Below are 2,471 nucleotides of genomic sequence, written 5' to 3' on the forward strand. Positions count from 1 at the left end.
CCAGTTGTGCAATTTTCCAGGTGTTAGTAGTAGCCATTTTTGTTAGTTAATAAATAAAATTGTTTGTTTGTTTAAAGCCCCACGTTGCCATGGGGCGGCTTACTGTCAACCAGCTTCTGCAATTGATGCTTGATAAGCACTAATTACATCAGCGGTCCAAAGTGCAGCTGCAATGTCTTGCACTTCTTGTATTTCACCGGTTACGTCATCACCTGGGGAGACAACGTGGCGCTGATGATTACGCGCCAGCTCAACACCATCCTCTTCGACCACAGTGGTGGCACGAATTTGAATGACCTGATTGGGCAGGATTTCTTCTTTGTACTCAAGCCGTTTTGTAATAGCCATTAGGGTCATCCTCCAGATGAGACAGGTTTAAGGCTTAGTTTTAAGACGGTTGCGGTCTTGGTAAAAAGATATTTATGTACTAGTCCTATAAACAGACCAGCCAGTAATTCTTCCACTCGCATTGAAAGAGGTGGAAACTTCCGTACCAGAAGAATTGTGGTGAAGTAAATATATGTCAGTGCCTGAATGGTATGAAGAATTTGAATAAAGTTTGCTATCTGTCGAGAGTAAATTCTGATCCCTGAATTGAGGGGCACCATATCCACCGCCGCTTGACGCAACGACAGCCGTAAAGGGTAGAGACCTTATCAGCCCAACACCAGAACCACCACTGATAGCACTAACCTGCACGTCCCACCAAATTAAAACCAGATTTCCTATTTTTGTATATACACCGTGTTGTTTAGTGTAGGTCACACTTACTGTGCCGGAATTTTTGCCAATCGTAGGGGTCCAACCACCTTCTTCGTAATCATCCAGTGCGTTTGCTTGCGCCGTATCGCCGTTAAAAGTTAGACCACCGCTCGAAAGGATTCGCATCCGCTCGGTTGAATTAGTAAAAAAAGTAGTGGGACTATTCTCATAGTTCATTATGGCTAACGTTCCTGCACTGCTTCCAGATTCTGCACCTAATGCAACAAGATATGCACCATCGTTAGCGGTATGACCTGAATATGAGGTAGTTAAATGAATCCGAGCCTGTCCACCGGTGTCTCCAGCAATATGCAATGCTTTGCCAGATTGCGAAGTAGGGCTCGACGTGTTAACACCAACATTTCCCGAGCTGTCGATTCGCATCCGCTCGGCGGTAGCTGTTCCTGAAGAAGCTGTATAAAACTCCAGTGATGCAGAATTATTTGAATTTGAGTAAGTAGATCTAATACTTGTGTTTCCGTACTTAGTGCCGGACAATATATATCCGTAACCAGCAATTAAGGTGTTTGTTGAGTTTGTGTTTGTTGAAGATCCAACACTAATTGAACCGTTTTCAATTTGTAATTTAGTGTCAGGCGACGTCGTACCAATCGCAACATTTCCCGCGCTGTCGATTCGCATCCGCTCGTTAACGCCATTATAGGCTGAAAATATAATTGGCGCGGCTGATCCAGTTGTTTTAGCTAAAGCACCTTGGATGTAAAGTTCTCCTCCAGTTGCTACAAATCTCCCAGTACCACTGGTGCCTGATGCAGATTGGTTACCAATAACAATATCATTATTAATTCCAACAGTGCCCGAGCTGTCGATTCGCATGCGCTCGCTGTCACTTGAGCCAGTGTGAAACTGAAGTGCATCTGAGGAACTACTGCAGGTTATAGATGCTCGTTTAGTATTACCGCTGTCCTCCCAACCAATTTTGCCGGAGTCGTTTGAAACTTGAGGAAGTGTAAGACCAAACTGCGGAGAGCTATGACCAATCCCAACATTTCCACCGTTAGGTTGTAAATTTAATGAATAATTTACAGCTAAGTTGTTATCGCTTGCTTGAATATATGAACCATAATTTCCAGTTGCTGTATTTAGTCCAATGTTAAGCCTATTGCCAAGATTGCTACTAAGTTCAATTAAAGCATTTGATGTTGTTCCGCTTGTAGGAAGTTCGGCGGCTGTTCCATAAATACTTAATACACCTTCAGGCGACGAAGTGCCCAAGCCCAAGTTGCCACTTGAGTCGATTCGCATCCGCTCGCCACGAGAGCCAGAAGCTGTTGTATAGAACAACAAATTGGAACTGCCAGCACTTTCGGAAAAAATTCTTCCGTTATTAGAACCGCTATCCCAATCAAAAGTTATTCCTTCATCCGTAACACCACTGGTTTGACCTGAAACTTTAAAGCCATTACCTGCTACTTCTAAAGACTCGCTAGGCGACACCGTGCCAATGCCTACGCGGCCCGCGCTGTTAATGTGCAAACGAGTGCCATTAGCAGTACCAAAACTTAATTTGTCTCCATCATGGTTATATTCAATGTACCCACGATATTCTGCGTCTCCAGATGTTCCGTCAGAAAAATAGATATTGCCTCTATTTGCAGTCCCGCTACGAATAGTCATTCCAGTATGACCTGAAGTAGCAACAGTCAAATCATCAGCATTTCCTTCACCTTCAGTCGTCGTTCCCAGCA

Annotated in this window: 2 protein-coding genes; both read right to left on the reverse strand. The window is 44.0% G+C overall.

Features of this window, described 5'->3' with window-relative positions; all coding sequences use genetic code 11:
• Window positions 1-105: 105 nt before the first annotated feature.
• Window positions 106-348, reverse strand: a complete 243-nt coding sequence (locus tag AACP44_RS08980) for a hypothetical protein (RefSeq protein ID WP_339340189.1) — start codon at window positions 346-348, stop codon at window positions 106-108.
• Window positions 349-420: 72 nt separating this feature from the next.
• Window positions 421-2,471: hypothetical protein (locus AACP44_RS08985; protein WP_339340190.1), on the reverse strand; the 2,051-nt coding region annotated here is incomplete at its 5' end.

Source organism: uncultured Oceanicoccus sp. (genome assembly GCF_963968385.1).
Classification (GTDB): Bacteria; Pseudomonadota; Gammaproteobacteria; order Pseudomonadales; family Dasaniaceae; genus Oceanicoccus.